This window comes from Arthrobacter sp. 2762 (genome assembly GCF_040548745.1).
Taxonomy (GTDB): domain Bacteria; phylum Actinomycetota; class Actinomycetes; order Actinomycetales; family Micrococcaceae; genus Arthrobacter.
This window is the reverse complement of the sequence record NZ_JBEPSI010000005.1, coordinates 91329-112008: the sequence shown is the minus strand read 5'-3', so window position 1 is coordinate 112008 and position 20680 is coordinate 91329. Positions and strand designations below refer to the sequence as shown.

The 20680-nt window shown below is 61.2% G+C and carries 14 protein-coding genes; 6 read left to right on the top strand and 8 right to left on the bottom strand.

From position 1 onward, the window contains the following. Positions 1 to 85: 85 nt before the first annotated feature. Positions 86 to 1501 (bottom strand): ferredoxin reductase, encoded by a 1416-nt coding sequence (locus tag ABIE18_RS10960; protein WP_499722768.1) that lies wholly within the window; start codon positions 1499 to 1501, stop codon positions 86 to 88. Continuing rightward, a complete protein-coding gene (locus tag ABIE18_RS10955; protein ID WP_442015597.1) occupies positions 1498 to 2799 on the bottom strand; it encodes an aromatic ring-hydroxylating oxygenase subunit alpha in 1302 nt (433 codons plus the stop codon). Before ABIE18_RS10955 ends, ABIE18_RS10960 begins: the two co-directional genes overlap by 4 nt. 163 nt (positions 2800 to 2962) lie before the next feature. Here ABIE18_RS10955 and ABIE18_RS10950 point away from each other — a divergent pair, with 163 nt between their 5' ends. Continuing rightward, complete coding sequence (locus ABIE18_RS10950; protein WP_499722766.1) at positions 2963 to 3895, top strand: LysR family transcriptional regulator; 933 nt, start codon at positions 2963 to 2965, stop codon at positions 3893 to 3895. 565 nt (positions 3896 to 4460) lie between these two features. Next, positions 4461 to 7064: a GH32 C-terminal domain-containing protein gene (locus tag ABIE18_RS10945; RefSeq protein ID WP_499723067.1), complete on the top strand. Its 2604-nt coding sequence runs from the start codon at positions 4461 to 4463 to the stop codon at positions 7062 to 7064. A gap of 83 nt (positions 7065 to 7147) precedes the next feature. Here the strand turns inward: ABIE18_RS10945 and ABIE18_RS10940 are convergent, their stop codons facing one another. Further along, entirely contained in the window at positions 7148 to 7558 is a 411-nt protein-coding gene (locus tag ABIE18_RS10940) for a RidA family protein (RefSeq protein WP_499722764.1), read from the bottom strand. A 50-nt stretch (positions 7559 to 7608) separates the two neighbouring features. Here ABIE18_RS10940 and ABIE18_RS10935 point away from each other — a divergent pair, with 50 nt between their 5' ends. The 4 genes from ABIE18_RS10935 to ABIE18_RS10920 all read left to right on the top strand — a co-directional run bounded on the left by ABIE18_RS10935 (position 7609) and on the right by ABIE18_RS10920 (position 12790). Then, positions 7609 to 8025 carry a winged helix-turn-helix transcriptional regulator gene (locus ABIE18_RS10935; RefSeq protein WP_499722762.1) on the top strand — a complete coding sequence of 139 codons (417 nt, stop codon included), beginning with the start codon at positions 7609 to 7611 and terminating at the stop codon, positions 8023 to 8025. A gap of 654 nt (positions 8026 to 8679) precedes the next feature. Continuing rightward, the gene (locus ABIE18_RS10930) at positions 8680 to 9717 is read left to right on the top strand and encodes a quaternary amine ABC transporter ATP-binding protein (RefSeq protein WP_499722760.1); all 1038 of its coding nucleotides are present in this window, start codon (positions 8680 to 8682) and stop codon (positions 9715 to 9717) included. After that, complete coding sequence (locus tag ABIE18_RS10925; RefSeq protein WP_499722758.1) at positions 9717 to 11750, top strand: ABC transporter permease; 2034 nt, start codon at positions 9717 to 9719, stop codon at positions 11748 to 11750. Before ABIE18_RS10930 ends, ABIE18_RS10925 begins: the two co-directional genes overlap by 1 nt. Positions 11751 to 11809: 59 nt before the next feature. Next, positions 11810 to 12790 carry an ABC transporter substrate-binding protein gene (locus tag ABIE18_RS10920; RefSeq protein WP_499722756.1) on the top strand — a complete coding sequence of 327 codons (981 nt, stop codon included), beginning with the start codon at positions 11810 to 11812 and terminating at the stop codon, positions 12788 to 12790. A gap of 271 nt (positions 12791 to 13061) precedes the next feature. On the opposite strand, the gene ABIE18_RS10915 is transcribed toward ABIE18_RS10920, so the two are convergent. From ABIE18_RS10915 to ABIE18_RS10895, 5 genes are all read right to left on the bottom strand, one after another. Next, a complete protein-coding gene (locus ABIE18_RS10915; protein WP_499722754.1) occupies positions 13062 to 15356 on the bottom strand; it encodes a beta-L-arabinofuranosidase domain-containing protein in 2295 nt (764 codons plus the stop codon). An 80-nt stretch (positions 15357 to 15436) separates the two neighbouring features. Then, positions 15437 to 17035 carry an alpha-N-arabinofuranosidase gene (locus ABIE18_RS10910; RefSeq protein ID WP_499722753.1) on the bottom strand — a complete coding sequence of 533 codons (1599 nt, stop codon included), beginning with the start codon at positions 17033 to 17035 and terminating at the stop codon, positions 15437 to 15439. A gap of 225 nt (positions 17036 to 17260) precedes the next feature. After that, complete coding sequence (locus ABIE18_RS10905) at positions 17261 to 18163, bottom strand: carbohydrate ABC transporter permease (RefSeq protein WP_499722752.1); 903 nt, start codon at positions 18161 to 18163, stop codon at positions 17261 to 17263. After that, positions 18163 to 19122 (bottom strand): carbohydrate ABC transporter permease, encoded by a 960-nt coding sequence (locus ABIE18_RS10900; RefSeq protein ID WP_499722750.1) that lies wholly within the window; start codon positions 19120 to 19122, stop codon positions 18163 to 18165. The genes ABIE18_RS10905 and ABIE18_RS10900 overlap by 1 nt, the downstream gene beginning before the upstream one ends. A 66-nt stretch (positions 19123 to 19188) precedes the next feature. Then, positions 19189 to 20460, bottom strand: coding sequence for an ABC transporter substrate-binding protein (locus ABIE18_RS10895; protein WP_499722749.1), 1272 nt, complete (start codon positions 20458 to 20460; stop codon positions 19189 to 19191). Positions 20461 to 20680: the final 220 nt, after the last annotated feature.

Genomic DNA, 20680 nt, shown 5'->3' with positions numbered 1-20680 from the left:
GAAGTGAGACGCGATCGGAATTACAGCCTTCAAACGCAGGACTCTTGGAAAAGGTGGAGAATCCTATCGCCGCGACTGGAAGAAGCTAGGCATCGATCACCATGTCGGTCCGCGCTGTGGAGCAGCAGGGCAGGAACTTGCCAGCATCGATTTCCCGAGCCCGGATCCCACCCTGGTGGTTCATTTCCACCTCACCGGAAAGCTTGACGACCTTGCACGAGCCGCACATGCCTTCCTTGCAGTTCGCCCCGATCCTGACGCCCGCCCGCTGGGCCGCCCCCAGGATGTGTTCGGTGGGGTCGATGCGCACATTGATTCCGGTGCGCATGAAGGACAGGGTGAGGCTTCCCGTTCCGACTGTGTCGAAGCTTGAAGCATCCGGGGACGCGGCCTGCGGCACCGCGTCCGAACCGCCGTCGAGGGCTTCCACATTGGGCGCATCGGGATCGATGGTTTCCAGCGGCAGTCCCCCGGCCTTCAGGGTTCCCTCGGCATCGTAGCCTGGCTCGTAGAGCCCGAACGCTGTGGGCTGGCTTTCGTAGTAGTCCTCCGCGGAATCGGCGATTTCCTCCGCAATTTCCTCGGCAATGTCCGCCGCCAGCGCGAGCTCCGCCTGATACTCAAGGATGGTCTGGCGGTCTCCCGAAAAGAATTCCATGTAGATGGACGTGTCGTCGACGCCGACCTTCCCCAGGAGCTCCGTTGCGGTGTTCAGGTAACCCTCAGGACCGCAGGCATAGACCTGGCGGCCGTTGGCGTCGGGGGCCACTTCGTCAAGCATGGCCGCCGTCAGCCTTCCGGTGAGTCCTTCCCACCCCTCCGGTTTGCTGCGGTCGCCAAGGGAGTAGAAGACCTTGACCCGCGAGTCCACGGAGGCGATGTAGGCCAACTCCTTGTGGAAAGCAAAGCCTCCAGCCTCCGCGCCGTGATAGAGCACGATGACGTCCGCGTGCCCGGGCAGGGAGTGGATGGTCCGCACCATGGACATGATGGGGGTGATCCCTGCGCCGGCAGCCAACAAGAGGTAGCGTGCCCGGCGGTCGGCATCGGGCAGGTGAAATGCCCCAACCGGGCCGAGCATGTCCAGGACGGTGCCGGCTTTGATGTTCTCGTGCACCCAAGGAGAGACAAGGCCAGTGGCGTCGCGTTTGACTGTGATGTTAAAGGTCCACGGCTGAGTGGGCGAACTGGACAGTGAGTAGCTGCGGTCCACCGGATCCTGGTCCTCGCCGTTCACGGGAAAGGCGACGTTCACGTACTGCCCCGCACGGAACGCCAGTGGCGCACCGTCACAGCGGCGGAACACGAAGGTCATCATGCCGCCCACCTCGGGAACCACCTCAACACATTCGGCCATGAACTCCTGCGGATGCCAAGGGCCCAACGCGCGGGCTGCGCTGGCGGGACCCTCGGTGCTTCCCATCACCCTGTTCCAGGGCATCTCAAGACCGCGAATGCGCTGCGGTTCCTGGACTGCCGTCTCAGTGAGGAGTTCAATCATGCCAGGTGCTCCTGGACACGCTGCACGTACCAGTTGATGAATGCCTCCACTTGGTATTCGCTCTTCATGTACGGGCCGGGCTCGTAGGCGGGGCTGCCGGCGCCCGTCTGGCACAGCTCCACGAACGCCTTGTCCTGCAGATTGGTCTGCTTCCAGGTGTAGGTGAGCTTCTCCAGGTCGTAGTCGACACCTTCCACGGCGTCGTCGGCTACCAGCCAGGTGGTGCGGACCAGGGACTGGTGCTCGTTGATGGGGAAGACCCCGAACGTGATGACGTGGTCGCTCTGGAAGTGGAACCAGCTGTTGGGCTGAAGGTGCATCGAGCAGCGGCCAAGCCGGAAGTCCGGCAAATCGCCGAGCAGCTTCTTGGAGAGCCTGTGCCCATCGGGCGAGAACGATTCGCCGTCGCCGTCCAACGATTCCCGTGAGATTCGGATTCCAGCAATTCGCGTGTCGAGCTCTTCCACCACCTCGTAGGGAAGGCCATAGCGGCGGCAACGCTCCTCGAGCGATGCCTGTGCTTCCTTGTTGCGGTCCCACACCTCTTCAAGGTGGGCCGGGATCAGGCCCTCCGTCAGGCCCCAGGTGGGGAAGAGGGAACAAGCGAGCTCCGGGTGGCCGTCGCAGTGGTAGCACTCACGGTTGTTCTCCATGACGAGCTTCCAGTTGCCCTCTTCAACGATGTTCTGCTGGTAAGCGACTTTCGTCTTGGACAGATCGTGGGGTGCGAGGTAAGGCTCGAAGATCTTGGAGGTCTCGTCAAAGTCGGTGGGCGGTTCGTCCGCAATGCAGACGAAGATGAGTCCGGCAACCACCCGGCTGTGGGCGCGCTTGAGGCCGAAGCACCCCTTGTCGAACTTCGTCTCCCCCGGCGCCGAGGCATGGATCAGGTTGCCCTCCGGGGAGTATGTCCAGGAGTGGTAGCCGCAGACCAGGTTGCCTGTTGACCCGGCGGGCTCGGTCAAGACGCGGGCGCCGCGGTGGCGGCAGACGTTGTGCAGTACGTTCACGCCGCCGTCGTCATTGCGCAGCACGATCAGGGAGTAGGGACCATAGTCGACGGTGACGTAGTCGCCCGGCTCCGGAAGTTCCGCGATGCTGGCGGCAAAGATCCAGTGCTGGCCAAAAATGGCTTCCATGTCGATCTTGAAGATCGTGGCATCCGTGTAGAAAGGCGCATCGAGGGAATATCCCTTGCGCCGGAACTCGAACAACTCGCTGATCTCTGCCAGCTGCTCTGCAGGCAATGATGAAGCGAGTTTTCCGCGTGAATTGAGGGGCAAGACTGGAGCAGACATGTGTTTCCTCCCGGGAGGCCTGGGTTAGCGTGCGATTCATGGCGACCAAGGGTGCTTGGGTGCAACCGATGTTGTATTCAAAATCCTTGTAGTCATGAGATTAGGGACGAATGAGCTGCAACAAAAGCGCAACATTTAGAAGATAACCATGCACAATAGGTGCATGATCGATGCGAGACTCATCACACTTCGAGTGTTTGCCCGCTGCGGCACCATTGGCGCCACCGCGGAGCTCACAGGCTATTCTCCCTCCGCCGTCTCCGCGCAGTTGCGCGAGCTCCAGCGCGTGCTTGGAATGCAGCTGCTGACGAAGGACGGCCGGGGGGTGCGTCTGACCGCCACCGGCCGCTTTCTCGTGGCCGGTTCGGACACCCTCATTGCCGACTGGGAGAGCCTGCGCGCCGCAGCCATGGAGGCCGGGGACCAGGTGCAGTCCCATTTTGGCCTCGGAGGATTCTCGACGGCGGCCGCCCAGTTGCTCGCGCCGCTCGCCGCGACTCTTCGCTCAACCCGTCCACAGCTGGAAGTGCAGGTACTCGAGGCCAATCCGGCCCGCTGCTTCGACTTGTTGGTTGCCGAGCGAATCGACCTCGCGGTGATTGTTGCCATGCAGTCCGATACGTACGCTGAGGACGATCCGCGCTTCGAACAGACCGTCCTGCTCGATGACCCCCTGGACGTGATCATTCCCTCTGACCATCCGTTGGCATCGCGGGAAACAGTGACTCTCCAAGAGCTGGCGTCAGAACCTTGGATCACCGAGGCCGCCGGCTCCACCTACCATTCCCTCTTCACCGCGGCGTTCACCGCAGCCGGGGTAACACCACGAATTGCCCATGAAGCCGTTGAGTGGGAAACCCAGATCGCCTTCGTGGGCGCAGGGCTTGGCGTGGGCCTACTGCCGCGACTGGCGCCGCTGCGTAGTGCAGAAAACGTAGTTCGCCTCCGTATCACCGGCAGGGGTAAGCCCGCGCGCCGCATTGTCGCCGCGGTGCGGCGTGGCAGCATCACGTCGCCCCTGATCCAGGAGTCTCTCGGCATCCTGCAGCAAAGCGCCAATCGAATTCTCACCGCCCGGCCCGAAGACGATCTCTGAAATCCTGGTCTGCTGCAGACCTATGACGGGCGTCGTCATAGGTCTGTGGGACACGCAGCACCTCATTGCATGATCTGCCGACATGACATTGCGCCCCACCCGATGCTGTAGACGATGTACCCGTACGCATTCCGCACCAAAGACCGTGGAGCGCCATGGCCTCCTCTGCAAGGGCGACGGTAAGGGCGGCTGGGCCGGTTCCCGGGTTGCCGTGTGGGACTGGCATATTTTCGACACCGTCCTGTGAGGTCCTGCGGACCCTATGCGCAGACCCTCCTTGTCTCGCTGCGCCGCCTGGGGCAGCTAATAACTGGTAACGCGCGTTAGCTGCCGAACATGTGACTTAGGTTACCCTCCCGCCTGTGTTCTGGCAACCCGCGATGACAACGATGTCCCAACGCTCTGAAAACGAGGAATCGCCCCACATGCCCCTAAAAAACCGTTGACTTGTCCGATGGACTTGTCGTAGCTTCTGAGAGCACTGACAACGTTGTCTAGGTGGGGATAGGCACGCCGCAATGGAGGGCGACCGAAAAGAATGATGAGAAAAATCAAGATCAACAGGATGCGGGTGGCAACGTCTGCGTTGACGTTGGCGGGACTGACGCTTACGGGCGTCATGGCTGGTGTGACACCAGCATCCGCGGGACCAGAAGTGGGAAGTGAGCAATTTCGGCCTGCTTACCACTACACACCGGCGAAGAATTGGATGAACGATCCCAACGGGATGATTTTCCATAAAGGTGTCTACCACCTCTTCTACCAGCACAACCCCTCCGGCAACACGTGGGGAAACATGTCCTGGGGCCATGCGACGTCCAAGGACCTGGTTCACTGGCAGGAGCAGCCCCTCGCCCTCTCAACCGACGCACAGGAAGATGTGTTCTCCGGCAGCATTGTCGTTGACAAGGACAACACAACCGGCTTCGGGACGAAGGAAAACCCCCCGCTGGTGGCCATCTACACCAGCGCCTACAAGGATGCCTCCCCACACCGAGGCCTGCAGGCCCAGTCCCTGGCGTACAGCCTGGATGATGGCCAGACCTGGACCAAGTACTCCGGTAATCCTGTGCTGAACCGCAATTCAGCAAACTTCCGCGACCCGAAGGTCTTCTGGTACGACAGCCCATCCGGCGGCGGGTATTGGGTCATGACCGCAGTCGAATCGCAAGATCACAAGGTTCTCCTCTACAAATCCGGCAATCTCAAGGACTGGACTGCCTTGAGCGAATTCGGACCGGCCAACGCCAGCGGCGGCCAGTGGGAATGCCCTGATTTGTTCCCGCTCGCGGTGGATGGGGATAAGAACAACATCAAGTGGGTCATGGTCGTCAACATCAACCCCGGCGGTGTCGCCGGAGGCTCGGCTGGACAGTACTTCGTGGGCAACTTCGATGGCACCACGTTCACCTCCGAAACCACGAAACCAGCCACGGCGGCACCGGCCGGCACTGTCCTGGCCGGCTTCAACGACGGCACCTACAACGGCTGGACCGTCAACAACGAACCGGGCAACTGGAAGAACGGCCCTTTCGGCGACGCTCCCGCCGCCGGTTCCCTGCCCGGCCAAAATCCGGTGACCCAATTTGGCGGCACAGGACTGATCAACTCATTTAACGACGGCGACTGGCCGCTGGGGTTCATGCAGTCACCAACCTTTACAGTGACCGACGACTACCTGAATTTCCTCATCGGCGGCGGCAAGCACCCTCGCGTCTCCGACAAGCTGGACAACACGCCGCCCCCAGGAGAACTCAAGTTTGACGGCTTCGAGGTGCCGGATGGCACAACGCTGGCCGATGCCGGCTGGACCGGGACAGGAGACCTGACCCCCAACTTCCAGCCGGCCACCAGCGGTGGGGACTTTTACCTTGGCGCCAAGCGAATCAACACGTTCGAAACCGGCACCGTACCCGGTGATGACCGTCAGGGTACCCTGACTTCCCCCGAGTTCCCGATCACGAAGAACTTCATGAGCATGCTCGTTGGGGGCGGCCACCGCGCAGCGGAGTCTGGTCAGACCCTGGCCGTCCAGCTGCTCATCAACGGCAACGTGGTCCGCTCCCTGGCGGGCGATAACGCCGGAGTGCTGAACTGGAAAGGCTGGGACGTTTCGGAATTCGCGGGCCAGAATGCACAGCTGCGGGTGGTTGACCAAGCTACCGGCGGGTGGGGTCACCTGACCCTTGACCACGTCATGCTCACCGACACCGCCGCCGTCCCCAGGTCCGATGAAGAAACGGTGAACTTGGTAGTCAACGGACAGGTGGTCCGTACGGCCACCGGCAACGACAGTGAAACCCTGGATTGGGCCTCATGGAATGTCAAGGAATTCGTTGGCCAGCAGGCACAAATCAAGGTTGTCGATAACAACAGGTTCGGCTGGGGGCACATACTCGCGGACGAGTTCACCGCAAGCTCCACAGCAGCGACGTCCCGCCTGGAGTCCTATGACTGGCTTGACTACGGACGCGACTACTACGCGGCCGTCTCCTTCGCGAACATGCCCGACAACAAGCGGGTCATGTTGGGCTGGATGAATAACTGGGACTATGCCAACGACATCCCTACCAACCCGTGGCGCAGCGCCATGTCACTGCCCCGCGAGGTGCAGCTGACGCAGACACCCGACGGACCACGCCTTACCCAGAGCGCCGTCAAGCAAGTGGACGACCTCGCGCAAAAGCCCAGCTACGCCGATAAGAAGGGCGGCGCTGTCGCGGCCGGAACAACATCGCTGCCGGCGACGACTTCGGGCCAGGTCCAGCGTGTGGACATCACCTTCGCCCCCGGCACCGCGAAGAAGTCCGGCATCACCGTACTGGGCGACGGCAACTCCTCCACCATCATCGGCTACGACGCCATGACCGGAAAGATCTTCGTTGACCGAACAAAGTCCGGAAACACCGCTTTCCACTCGGCATTCTCTTCCGTGGATGACGCCCCTGTCACCCTGGACAATAAGGGCAATGTCACCCTGCGGATCTACGTGGACCGCTCATCAATAGAGGTGTTCACCGGTAACGGCCTGCAGACCATCACCGACCAAGTGTTCCCGAACGCAGGAGCCGACAAGATGTCCCTGTTCGCAGAAGGCGGCACCGCCCAGCTGAAGTCGCTCACCGTGACGCCGATGGAACAGTCGATGTTCCTTCCTGGAAAGAAGTAACACCTGTGGGTCCCCTGGCTGCCAACAGTGCAGTCCGGGGACCCGTCGGTCCGGCTCGCAACACAAGGACGGCGGCCGGCTTGCTAATCCAGTACCGCGGTTGCTTCGATCTCGACGAGCACGTCGGGCTCGAACAGAGACTCGACGCCGATCAGCGACGTCGGCGGCATCGGCGTGGGCAGTCCGATCTCCGCGGCGACACTTTCGATACCTTCCATGAAAGCGGTGATCTTCTCCGGAGCCCAGGCAGTGACGTAGAACGTCAAACGCACGACGTCGTCGAAGGTCGCCTGAGCTCCGGCGAGCCCGATCGCGGTATTGCGCAGAGCCTGGGCGACCTGGCCGGCCAGGTCCCCCGGGGCGACAGGCGTTGCATCGGCCAGGCGCGAGATCTGGCCGGCGACGTGAACGTGACGGGTACCGGTGCCGACAGCGACGTGGTGGTACGGGGCGGGCTGCATCAAGCCTTCCGGGCTGAAGCGCTGAAGAGACATGAGACTCCTTACAAAAGAAATAGACTTGGTATATCTTTGATACCTGGTACATGCAGGACACTTCAACGAGACCAGGTTTCATGCCGGATACCACCAGCCATGCTGACCCTCTGGAGATCAGCACCCCGCACCGGGAATTGCTCGATCAAGTTCTGGACAAGTGGTCATTGAGCGTGCTCAACGAACTCTGCGAGCGGCCATGCCGGTTCAGCGAACTGCGGCGCGCGATCCCATCCGTATCGCAAAAGTCCCTGACGGCGACGCTGCGTCGCCTCGAACGCAACGGCATCATCGAACGCGAGCTGCTCAGCTCGCGCCCCGTGGCGATCGAGTACCGCATCACACCATTAGGCAAGACACTTCGCCACCCCATCGACGTGCTCCTGGAATGGGCCGCAGCGCAAATGCCCCACATCGAACAGGCGCGCGAGACCTTCGACGTCCAGGACCTGGCCGACGACGCCTGACGAAGGAGCCCAGTCGCGGCCGCTATCGTGAAGGCCACGGACGCGCCGTTCCCGGGGGCCTCGCTGCCGTCGTCGAAGGGCCACTGGTCGCTACGTCGTTGCCGTAATACGGCTCGAAGGTATCGTCACAAAGCAGCTTCCCTCAAGGTGACTTTTCCCCTTGTCCAAGCACCCAGCCGGCCAATCATTTGGACCGCGCAAGCGTCGCTCATGGTGGCTGGACGTTCGGGTGGAACCTTGGTCGCTGGCAGCCGCAGTTCAAACACCCAGCACTCTCCCCCGCACCGGGCACCCCGGGGCCTTCTGTCGGCCAGGCTCATGGAAGCTGTTGGCCATCGTTTTTATTTATTTCCAAACCTTGACAGGTTGAGTGAGATACATCACTGTTGCGTATTACGGGTGATGTTGATGCATACACAACCAGCCACATGCAGATCGAGCCCGTTGCAGCGAAGAAGATTTGCAGTGCCCTAGCGACATCGCGCAAGGATTTGCCCGCGGGCGTCTGGAGCATGACGTTGAGAGCGCTGCCTCCACCGACGTAACCCCGGCTTTCCCCAAGCTCAGTGGGTGACTTCGGCGAAAAAGCAAGCAGCATGACGTCCACTCAAAGCCCGGCCATTGGTTCGAGCCGCCATAAGCAGGAGTACAGCAATGAACAGCCCCGACATCTCAGTACGGAACCTCTGGAAGGTTTTTGGCGCCGCTGGCGAAAAGATCCCTGGCGATCCTCAGCTTTCGTCCCTTAGCTCCGCTGAACTGTTGGCAGCCTCAGGCTGCGTAGCGGCCGTCCGCAACCTAAGTTTCGACGTCGCAAAGGGTGAGGTCTTCGTAGTTATGGGCCTTTCGGGATCCGGCAAATCGACCCTTGTCCGCTGCCTCACCCGGCTTATCGAACCCACTTCAGGGCAGGTCATGGTGGACGGCAAGGATGTCCTGCAGGCAGGTGTTGGGGAGTTGCGGGAACTGCGCCGGCGGAAAATGTCCATGGTGTTCCAACACTTCGGACTGCTGCCACACCGGACGGTTTTGGACAACGTCTCCTACGGGCTGCAGATCCGCGGGGCGGCTAAGAACGAACGCTACGGCCGGGCTCGGGAAATCATTGAACTGGTCGGCCTGAAGGGGTACGAACAGCACTATCCGGACCAACTGTCCGGCGGGATGCAGCAGCGCGTTGGCCTTGGCCGGGCTTTGGCGGGCGATCCGGACACCATCCTTTTTGACGAGCCCTTCTCTGCATTGGATCCCCTCATCAGGCGTGACATGCAGGCCGAGGTCATCCGGCTCCACAAGGAAATGGGTAAGACCATGGTGTTCGTCACCCATGACCTTTCCGAGGCACTCAAGCTCGGGGACCGCATCCTGATCATGCGCAATGGCGAGATGGTCCAGTGCGGCACCGGGGATGAGTTGGTGGGATCCCCGGCAGATAAGTACATTCAGGATTTTGTGTCCGAAGTTCCCCGCGCGGACGTCCTGACCTTGAAGTGGATTATGCGTCCCGTGACGGATGGAACACCCCTGGACGCTCCGGTCCTCAGTTCCGGAATGATCATCCGGGACGCCATAACAGCGGTGATGCATTCCTCCTGCCCTGTCCTGGTGGCGGATGAAGCAGGCAGGATCATCGGGCAGATCGACCGTGACAGCATCCTCTCTGTCCTGCAGCCAGTGGAAGCAGCGGCCTGATGTCTACGCTTGTCCGGGATCAGGAAAAGGTCCAGCCAACATCCTCTCCTGTTAAGGAACCGCGCCGCCTGCCCAGTCGCCGCACCATTTTGCTGGTGGGCGCGGGCGTCATTTGGGTCCTGGGGTTTCTGATCCTGCACGGGACGTCGACTCTGACTTTGCCTGCCTCCGAGCTGACGGATCTGCACCGCTCGCTGAACCAGTTCAACGCCTGGGTCGCGGCCAACCGGGCGGACAACCCGATCTTCCTCTACATCTTCACACCCCTGCGGGCAGTGGTGGACAACGTCGCCAACCTCTTCATCACGCTCTTTGCCGCTAGTTCCACCGGTCTGCGGCTGCCCGAAATTGGCTGGTTTGGAACCGTAGGACTGCTTGGCTGGATTGCATTCGCTGTCGGGAACGCCCGCGTGGCCCTCCTGACGGTAGCCGTCTTTACCTTCTTCGGCTTCCAGGGTCTGTTCGTTGAGGCCACCTACACGTTCGCCCTGGTCCTCACCGCCGTGCTGCTGACACTCCTGGTTGGGATCCCGCTCGGTATCCTCGCCGGCGTCTCCACCCGAGTCGCCACAGTGATCACGCCGGTACTGGACTTCATGCAGACTTTGCCAACGTTCGTTTACCTGGCCCCCTTGGCGCTCATCTTCCTCATCGGCCCGGCCTCGGCCGTCATTGCTACCGTCATCTACGCAGCGCCTCCGGTCATCCGCCTCACCGCTCACGGTATCCGGAGCATCCCCGAGAACACCCGGGAAGCCTCGGACTCGCTGGGTACAACGGGCCTGCAGCGGCTGTTTACCCTGCAGCTTCCCATGGCCAGGCGGACGGTCGTCATGGGAATCAACCAAAGCACGATGGCCGCCCTGTCCATGGTCACTATTGCGGCACTTATCGCCGCTCCGGGGCTTGGCCAGGTTGTTGTCCGGGCATTGCAATCGCTCGACGTCGGCACTGCAGTAAATGCCGGCCTCTCCATCGTCCTGCTCGCCATCGTGCTGGACCGGGTAACCACTGCAGCCAGCCGCCGCGCAGAACCAGGCGCTGCCCGAAAGGGCCGGATCTCCCGCAGGAACCGATACATACTCCTGGGTGTCACGCTGGGCCTGGCCCTGGTCATGGTCCAGCTGTCCAGGAGCTCATTGTGGGCCGCGGCTTTCCCGAAAGACTTCAACATCGGCCCGGCGATCGTCCAGGCCGTAACCTCGGCAAGCCAGTGGATGCAGAGCAACCTGTCCCTGTTCACAGTGTCCCTGCGCGAATCGGTCACCACGGGAATCCTTAACCCGTTCCAGTCCCTGCTCACGGACACGCCGTTCTACATCCTCGTGGGCGTCATTGCCCTGGCGGCCTACGCATTGGGCGGCTGGAAGCTCGCCGCCCTTACCACCGCCTGCCTCGGTGTCATCATCTACCTCGGCCTCTGGAGCGATTCCATGGTCACCCTCGCAGGAACGCTGGTGGCCACCGTGCTGGTCATGGTCCTTGGTGTGGTCTTCGGCGTCGCGATGGGCCGTTCCCAGAGGGTAGACCAAGTCCTGCGGCCGATACTCGACGCCGGCCAGACGATGCCCGCGTTCGTCTACCTTGTTCCGTTCCTGGGACTATTCGGCGCTACCCGTTTCACGGCGATCATCGCAGGCATCATCTATGCAGCTCCTGTCGCCATCAAGATCACCGCCGACGGAATCGCAGCGATCTCCCCCACTGTCCTTGAAGCTGCCGTTTCCAGCGGGTCAACGCCATGGCAGGTCATTACCAAGGTCCAGTTGCCGATGGCCAGGAAATCCCTGGCACTCGCCGCCAACCAAGGGCTGATCTACGTCCTTGCCATGGTGGTCGTGGGTGCCCTGGTCGGTGCAGGCGGACTCGGGTACGACGTCGTCGCCGGCTTTGTCCAAAGTTCGCTGTTCGGCAAGGGCCTGGCCGCTGGCCTTGCCATTGTGTTCCTCGGCATCCTGCTCGACAGGATGACCCAGGCTGCAGCGGCAGCCCCGATACGGAAATTTGCCTCGGCCAAGATCCCCTCAACCTAGTCCCTCCAACGAACAATCCAGCCCGCCATACTCCCACCCCCAACAAGGAGACCCAACAAATGAAAAAAGTCCCACCGCTGTTGAAGCGAACTATCCCCCTGATGGCAGGAGTCGCCGCCGCTGCCTTGCTGCTGACAGGCTGCGGGGGTGCTTCCGTGAACCAGGTGGCCGCCGCCCCCGCAGGTGCCGGGGATGCGCCCTGCGGAGCTGTCAGTGTCGCGATGAACGCCTGGGTCGGCTATACGGCCAATGCCGCCGTGTACAGCTACGTCGCGAAAAACCAGCTTGGTTGCACTGTGGTGCAGAAGGACCTGAACGAACAAATTTCGTGGCAGGGTTTCGCCTCCGGCGAAGTGGACGTCATCATGGAAAACTGGGGTCATGCTGACCTCACCAAGCAGTACATTGCGGATCAGAAGGTGGCAGTAGACGCCGGCCCCACCGGCAACGAAGGACACATCGGCTGGTACGTACCACCATGGATGGCAGAGAAGTACCCGGACATCACGGACGGCAAGAACCTGAACAAGTACGCCTCGATGTTCATCACCTCCGAGTCCGGCGGAAAGGGCCAGGTCCTGGACGGCGACCCCGCTTTCGTCACGAACGACGAAGCCCTGGTGAAGAATCTGAACCTGGATTACAAAGTGGTGTTCTCCGGCTCGGAGGCTGCCCTTATCCAGTCGTTCCGGACGGCGGAGCAAAACAAGACCCCGCTGCTGGGCTACTTCTATGAGCCACAGTGGTTCCTGTCCCAGGTTCCACTAAAGAAGGTTTCCCTGCCGGCCTGGACCGAGGGCTGCGATGCTGACGCCGAAAAGGTGGCCTGCGATTACCCGACGTATACCCTCAACAAGATCATTTCCAAGAAGTTTGCGGACAGCGGCTCACCGGCAGCCAAACTGGCCAAGGGCTTCAAATGGACCAACGATGACCAGAATTCAGTCGCCACGGATATCCAGGGCGGCATGACGCCCGAAGCCGCCGCCAAAAAGTGGGTGGACGCGAACCAGCAAACGGTGACGTCCTGGCTTAAATAACAGAACATCAGACTGCTTCCACGTCATCCACCCAGGGACTATCCCGGGGTGGATGACGTGCTTAGCCAACTCTGGACAACCGGTACACAACCACCTGGTCAGGATGAATTCCGGGCGATGCAACACCACCTTTTCCAGCGCGCTGCGGTCTTAGGTTCGACGGCGTTCGCGTCAAGGCAGTCGCCCTGGGCTGGCTTGCAACAGGCATCGAGGCAGTTAGAACAGCCATTGGGATCCTCCCTGCAAGGTCTGCAGTGAGGACCCCAACGTTTCAGGCAAGCGAATCAGCGGCATCGGTCAAGAGCAGCAGGCGTCTTAGCCTTGGCATCGTGTGGCCCGGCCGAGGCGCAATGACCAGGCAGGCCTCTGACCTGCCGTTGCTGGTGAACTGAATCTCATGGGCACCGTCCGGCCCTTGCGTGACTGTCATTGCCGTCCCGTTGCCTGCCCAAGAGAGAAGGAACGACTCCTGGTCCGCTCCCGGCACGCTTTCAATGCGTAGGCTCGTGCCGATCATCGTCCAGTCTCGCAGCACGAGTGTGAGCGGCTCTTTGGGGCGCAGCCAGTGTTTCCCGTCGGGTGTCATTCCACGCTCGGCATGCTGGGCGTTAACTTCATGATCGAGTTCAGGCTGCTGCTCCCCGAAGGTGATCCCGTCCACTACCCGTGCTTCCAAGGCGGTAGACGCCCTGTCCTGCTCCGCCAACGTCCGTTGGATTTCGCTGACCTGCATTTCGTCCTGGGCCATAGGCCAAGAGAGCCTGTACCGGGCGTCGTGGATTCTGTGCAGAGGCCTTAACCTCAGCCTCTGCCCATCCGAAGCGAGAACCGAGAGCTCGTCGCCCCCTTCGTAATGGGTTTCCAGCCCACTGGCAAGCAGTACGGGGGTCTCCGCCAGCGCGCGGAGCGGCCCTGAAGCGATGTGGGCCGTCCTGGTCCCCGTTGCCCGGTAGTGCAGTCCATTGTCGGGAATCTCTTCGGCCAGGACCGTGGGTCCGTATCTGATCCAGGCCCACGGGGAATCATCCGCCGCCCGGACCACCTGGAGTTCACGGTCCAGACTCAGCAGGATCTCCTCCGTCCCCTCCCATACGCGGCGCAATCGCCACCAACCACCGTCCTCGTCGATCGTCCGGCCGTCGCCCAGCGCGGCCTTGGCACCTCGCGCCCATTGCGGTACGCGGATAGCGAGGGTGAATTCCTTGGGGTCCTCCACGCTCACCCGGACGGTGGCGGTGTTCCCCGAGGGTAAGGCCGAGTCAATAGTGACTTGGACGCCTTGCTCCATCCAGTTGAGTTCCGTCGCCAAAAGCCAGGTAATACGGAGTTCGTCGCCATCGGCGACGTACACATGCGATCCATGCTTTGCATGAGCCTCGTATCCAGAGCCCATGCAGCACCAAAAGCCGTCCTGTTCCGGCGAGTACACCCGGTAGTGGCCGGGACGGTGGGAAGTGAAGTAGACCAAGCCACCGTGCCCAGGGTGCTGCGTGGATAGCACATGGCTACATTGAGTGACCTCTATGTAGTCCAGGTAGCGGTTCTCGCTATCCAGGAGATAGAGCTCGGCTGCCAGTTTGACCATGTTGTAGCTGTTGCAGCTCTCCGGGCCCTCCCGGCCGAGGAACATCGGGGAGAAGTCGTCCCTGCGGTGGAAATGCTCCCGAACACTGTTGCCGCCGATGGCGCTGCTGCGCCAGCCAACAACGTCGTCGAAAAATTCCCGGGCGGCTTGCCCTATGCGCGCTGTCGCTGCATCTTCCAACCCCAGTTCGCGGGCAGCCCTGGCAATTGCGACATAGCCCACCACAACGGGGATCTGCGTGTTGGCGTGAAGGCCCGCAAGTGAGTCCTGCGTCCTTTCACCCGGCAGAGCCAGCACCCGGGTTATCAACTCTTCACGAATGAACCTCATGGCCAGCTGAAGGTAGCGCCCATCCTGCCGGAGAAGTGCCAGGCGGGCGAACGCTTCGGTAAGTCCGCCGAACTCGGTCTGCATCATGAGCTCGAGCGCTTCCTGGTCCAGTCGGTCCGTGCTTTCCAGCCACCAATTGGCCAGGTCATCCAGGATCTGGTCCACTTCCGCGGAGGGAACATGCCATGCGACATCCACCAAGCCCGCCAGCGTCTTGTGCAGGTTATACAGGGGAACCCAGCGCCCATTGAGCTCAAAGGGAGAGGCTCTGATGTCTCCCTGAGCGAGCTCGTCCCACAGCTGCCGCCCCTGAGGGACGCCACCCAAGTACCCTGTCCCGGAGGCCTGCTGCACTTCCCGGAGCCCGGACAGCAAGCTGCCAAGCATCTTCCCCAGGCCTGGGTCACCGTCCCCGGCCACAGCATGGGCAAGAGCTGACAGAACGTGCCCTGCCGTGTGGCCGTTGAGACCCGACGATTCCCAGCCACCGTAGAGCTCCGCCATAGCGGGAAGGCCCGCTTCGAGCCGGAATGGCGCCAGAAGACGATCCGTATCCAGACGCAGTAGCGCTTCACGGTTCACACGCTGGGCTTCGGCGAAGCGGCTCTCGCGGAGCCGGATCTGGCTGAGAGGCCGGTAGTCAAAAATCATGGTCATCTCCTTCCGTGGAAATAAAAATTGAACGGCAGCAGCCCAATCGAGCCGTGGCGGGGCAGCTGCATTGCCAAGGCTCAGCAGTTCAAGCAGGGCTTGCTGCCCTTGGCGGGGCTGGAGGTCACCGCCGCTGCAGCAGGGACCACAGGGGCCTGGCCAGAGAGTGTTCCCCGAACGGTCGCGAAAGAGTGGGCTGGAAGCCGGAGTACCAGCTGGCCCTCGCATTCTTCAACCTCGAGGGTATGCGGCGTGACGGCGTCGGGGTGTGCGGGCGCGTTGAACGCTGAAACTTTGTCGCCGGAAAGCACCAGTGCTTCCACATGCTCCAGAACACCACCGCGCAGGTCCAGCACCACCTCGCTTTCGTCCTCGAGTTCCAGGTTGGCCATGGAGATGAGCACTTGGCCTTCCTTGGTGCTGGCGGAGGCAGTGAACGTGGGGACCTGCTCCCCCTCCAGCTTGTGCGAGCCGTCAGAGTCAAGGTGCGTGTGCAGCACGGTGGCGTCCTGATGCCCTGCGTTCATGGCGAAGACGTGGAACGTGGGCGTCTTTACGAGCGCTCCGCTCTCTGGATCCGTGAGCAGCATGGCTTGCAGGACATTGACGGTTTGGGCGATGTTCGCCATGACCAGGCGGTCTGCATGCCGGTGAAAGGAGTCAAAGTGGATTGCTGCCACAAGGGCGTCGCGGATGGTGTTCTGTTGATACAGGAAGCCGGGGTTGGTGCCGGGCTCTACATCCCACCAGGTGCCCCACTCGTCCAGGACCAAGCCCACCGCCTTGTGCGGATCGTAGACATCCATCATGGTGGAGTGCGCGGTCAGCAGCGTTTCAATGTGACAGGCGGCCTTGACCGTCTTCCAGTACTGTTCCTCACTGAATTCCGTGGCGGAGCCTTTGCTGTCCCAGTGGCCGGACATCGTGTAGTAGTGGAGCGAAATGCCTTGGTATGGGGAGCTCTTGCGGCCCGGGACGCCCTTGTCATGAAGCGCTTCCATCAGGGCTTTGGTCCATTCCACGTCATCGTCGTGGGCGCCGGCTGCTATCCGGTAGACATCGTTGCCGTTGTGGGAACGGACATAGGTGCTGTACTGCCGGGCCAGGTCTGCGTAGGCCTCAGCCCGGAAGTTGCCACCGCAGCCCCAAGGTTCGTTGCCGATACCGAAAAAGGGGACTTTCCAGGGCTGGTCCCGTCCGTTCTGTCGCCTCAGTGCGGCCATAGGTGAATCGTCGGCGCGGGTGAGGTATTCGATCCATTCGCTCATTTCCTGGACCGTGCCGGAACCCACATTGCCGTTGACGTAGGCGTCCGCGCCGAGCAACTCGCAGAGATCCATGAACTCATGGGTCCCGAACGAATTGTCTTCTACGACATCGCCCCAATGGGAATTGACCATCACGGGGCGCTGTTCACGAGGGCCGACGCCGTGACGCCAGTGGTATTCATCGGCGAAGCAACCGCCGGGCCAGCGAAGATTCGGGATGCGTAACTCGCGCAAGGCTTCCACCACGTCATTCCGGATGCCACGGGTGTTGGGAATTTCACTGTTCTCCCCCACCCAAAAACCACCGTAGATGCAACGGCCCAAATGTTCAGCGAAATGGCCGTAGACGTGACGGCTGATAGTGGGACCCGCGATGTCCAGATTGACGACGAGCCGGGGCGAAGATGCCATGGTCAAGATTCTCCAAAACTCCAGGTGTGATTCAGCGGGTTGATTCCCGGACGATTAGCCGGCGTCCTTAAGAACTCGGATCACCCCGAAGGCAACCGCATCGGCGGCCGTCCTGGCAGGCGCGTTCCCAGGCAGGTTGAGAGCGATCCCGCCCGTCCTGCTGACCTGGGGTATCCGTGAGAGCGCTCTGGGGCAATGCAGTTGTGTTGGAGGTGTGGTGCAGCATCAGCCCTTGAACGCCCCATCCATGATCCCGGACACCATGCGCCGGCCGACAAAAAAGAACACGATCAGCAGGGGCAACGTAGCCAGGAACGAGCCGCCCATGGCCAAGGCAACATCAATCGTGCGGTTGGCCTGGAGTTGTTTCAGTGCGATCTGCACGGTGAACAGCTCCGGGGATTTCAGGACAATGAACGGCCACATGAAGTCGTTCCACACGCTGGTGAAGGTAATTAGTCCGAGTACGAACGCGGCCGGACGCACCACCGGAAATGCGATCGCCCAGAACATCTGCCACGAATTAGCACCGTCAATGCGGGCAGACTGGATAAGCTCGTCGCTCACGGTAGTGGCCATATGTTGACGCATCCAGAAGATACCGAACGCACTGGCCAGCCCAGGCACGATGATTGCTTGCAGCGTGTCCACCCAGTCAAGTCCGGAAATGATCAGATACTGCGGAATCACGCTGAGCTGCGCAGGAACAGTCATCGTCAGCAGGACGATGAGGAACAACACATTCCGGCCGGGGAACTGAAGCTTGGCGAACGCGAAGCCCGCCATCGCGCACATAATCGCGGAAACCACCGCGATCGTGAGCGAGACGAATACGCTGTTGATCAGCGAAGCGAAGAACGGGACGGTATCGAACACCTTCGCGGCGACGTCGAAGAACTGCGTGCCCGGATACATTCGCGGCGGGATTGAGGTCACAGCCGTGGCTCCCGCAGATGCGATGACGAACATGTAGTACAGCGGGAACACCGACACGATGACGGCGAGCGCGAGGAACACGTACACGCGCCGACTAACTCCGCGCTTGCCGCGTCGCCTGGGCTGACGGACCGGCTTCACTCCAGGTGCGGGCAGCTGCTGCGGGATAACCTCATCGATTACATCGGACATCAGCTGGCCTTTCTCGTACGTGTGGACAGGAAGAAGTTAAGGAGCGATACGAGAACGACGATCACAAACAGCACGACGCCGATTGCGGAACCATAACCAAACTTGAAGAGGCCGAAGCCCTGCTCGTAGAGAAAGAGGGACAGAGTCTGGCACTGTCGCCCCGCCCCGCAGGTGAGGCCGGATTCGGGCGATACGAGAAGCGGCTCCGTGAAGATCTGCAGCCCGCCAATGGTTGACATGATGACACTGAACACGATGATGGGGCGCAGAGACGGGATCGTCAGATGCCGGAATTGCTGCCAGCTCGAAGCGCCGTCCACGGAGGCGGCCTCGAACATCTCCCGGGGCATCGACTGCAATCCAGCCAGGTAGAGCAGTGTGTTGTATCCAAACCAACGCCACATGACCATCGCCGAGATCAGTATCCAGGAGCCGTAATTTGTCGCAAGGAAGTTCACCGACGGGAGCCCGAACAGCCCCAAGACCCAGTTGATGAGGCCAAAGTTCTTGTCGAAGATCTGAGCGAAGACGATCGCGGTCGCTGCGACGGACGTGATGTAAGGAACCAGCAGTGCCATTCGAAAGAAGTTCGCCCAGCGCAGACGCGCATGGTTGAGCAGGTGCGCGAGAAAAAGCGCCAGAAGCAGCTGTGGGATCGTCGAGATCAGGAAGATCCCGAACGTGTTCAGGAGCGCATTCCAGAACCTGCCGTCCGCGAAGAGCTGCTCGAAGTTCCTCAGGCCAACGAAGGTCTGCTTTCCAATGGGATTCCAGTCAAAGAGCGAGACGTAGAAGGTGAAGACGAGGGGGAAAAGTCCGAAGACAATGAATATCAGGAAGAAGGGCGCAACGTACGCGTAGGGAGCAATCCTCTCGGAGAGCGGGTTACGGATCCGCGTGGCTTTCTGAAGCGGGCCTTTGCGCTGTTTGCGGGAGAGAGTGGCTGTCGCCGATGACATAGGTGTACCTCCGTCGAAGAGTGGCCCGGCCCTGTTCACGCCGGGCCACTCGGGTGGGTAGGACGATCAGCCGCCGATGGCCTGTTTGGCCGTCTGGAGGGCGGTCGCCCAGGCTTTATCGGAGGTGACGCCGCCGGCTTCCAGCTGGACAAGGGTGTTCAGGAGCGCACCGTTGATGGGGGTCGTGTCGGGGCCGTTGTAGAACGACGGGAACTGCTGAACGGAGGTGGCCATAACCTTGCCGATCTTTGAGTCTCCGAAGAACGGGTCGGTGTACTCAAGGACTGACTGGCTTTCCACCGCGAAGGTCGCCGCCGGGAAGGTGCCCGACTGTGTGAAGTGGTCCGTTTGACCCTCAGCCGACATCATCGTCTTGATGTACTGCCAGGCGGCCTCGGGGTGCTCCGCCCGGGCCGGGATGGCAATAACGCTGCCACCCCAGTTACCGCCGACGCCGGGCACGCTGGCGATGCGCCACTTGCCTGCGGTGTCGGGTGCGTCCGTCTTGATGCCCTTGAGTATCCATGAGGGAGCGATGGTGACGGCAAAGGCACCGTTCGCGCGGCCTGGAGCCCAGCCCGAGGACCATGCCGCAATACCTGCGCTGATGCCGGCGTCATGGGTTTTAACGGCGACGTCGAATGCGTCTTTCACCTGCGGGTTCGTGTCGTAGACGAGCTTGCCCTCGTCCGAATAGTACTTCTCGCTGACCTGGTTAACGGTCGAGAAGAAGACGCTGGTCTCAATGTTGTCCACGAAGGGCTTGCCGGTGGCGGCCGTGTACTTCCGTCCCATTTCGATGAACGAGGGCCAGTCCTTCCACATGGCAGCGACCTCTTCGGGCTTTGTCGGCAGACCGGCCTGCTCGAAGAGATCCGCACGGTAGGCGAATCCCAGTCCTCCGACATCCGTCGGAATGCCGATGACAGAGCCGTCCGGCGCGGTCGCAGCACCGGCGGCCCAGCCGAGGTATCCGTGCGCGATGTTGTCGCCGCCCAGGCTGCGCAGGTCCAGGAAGTTGGAGCTGTTCTCTACGAACTTGGGCAAGTCGTCATTCTGGATCATGACGAGGTCCGGGACCTTGCCTCCGGCCAGCGCGGCGGTGAGAGCAGTTGCGGTCTCGGTGGTGCTGCCGACCTCAGTCAGCTTGACCTTCGCGCCGGGCACCTTCTTGGCGTACTCGTTGACGCTGTCCTTCGCGTTGATTCCGGTGAAGGACCAGAAGGAGACCTCCGCATTCGGGTCGGCTGATTTTCCGCCGCCACCGGAGGAGCATCCGGTGAGAGCGAGGGCAAGTGCTGCTGCAGTGGCGGCTATCGCCGTCGAGCTTCTTTTCACGACAATTCCTCTTCGTTGGGGCCTTGGAAGTGATCTCAGAGCGTTCGGTCTGGCGTCAGAGAACGATCTCTGGCCCAACGGTAGCTGGCGGTTTAGCGCCACGCAATAGCAATCAGGGAGAACAGCTAAATCCCGAGGTATCGATCTCTATACTGATGGATAACCAAGTTTCGCCAGTGGGATGCGCTTCAATGAACCAAGGCCCATCGTCGATAACCTT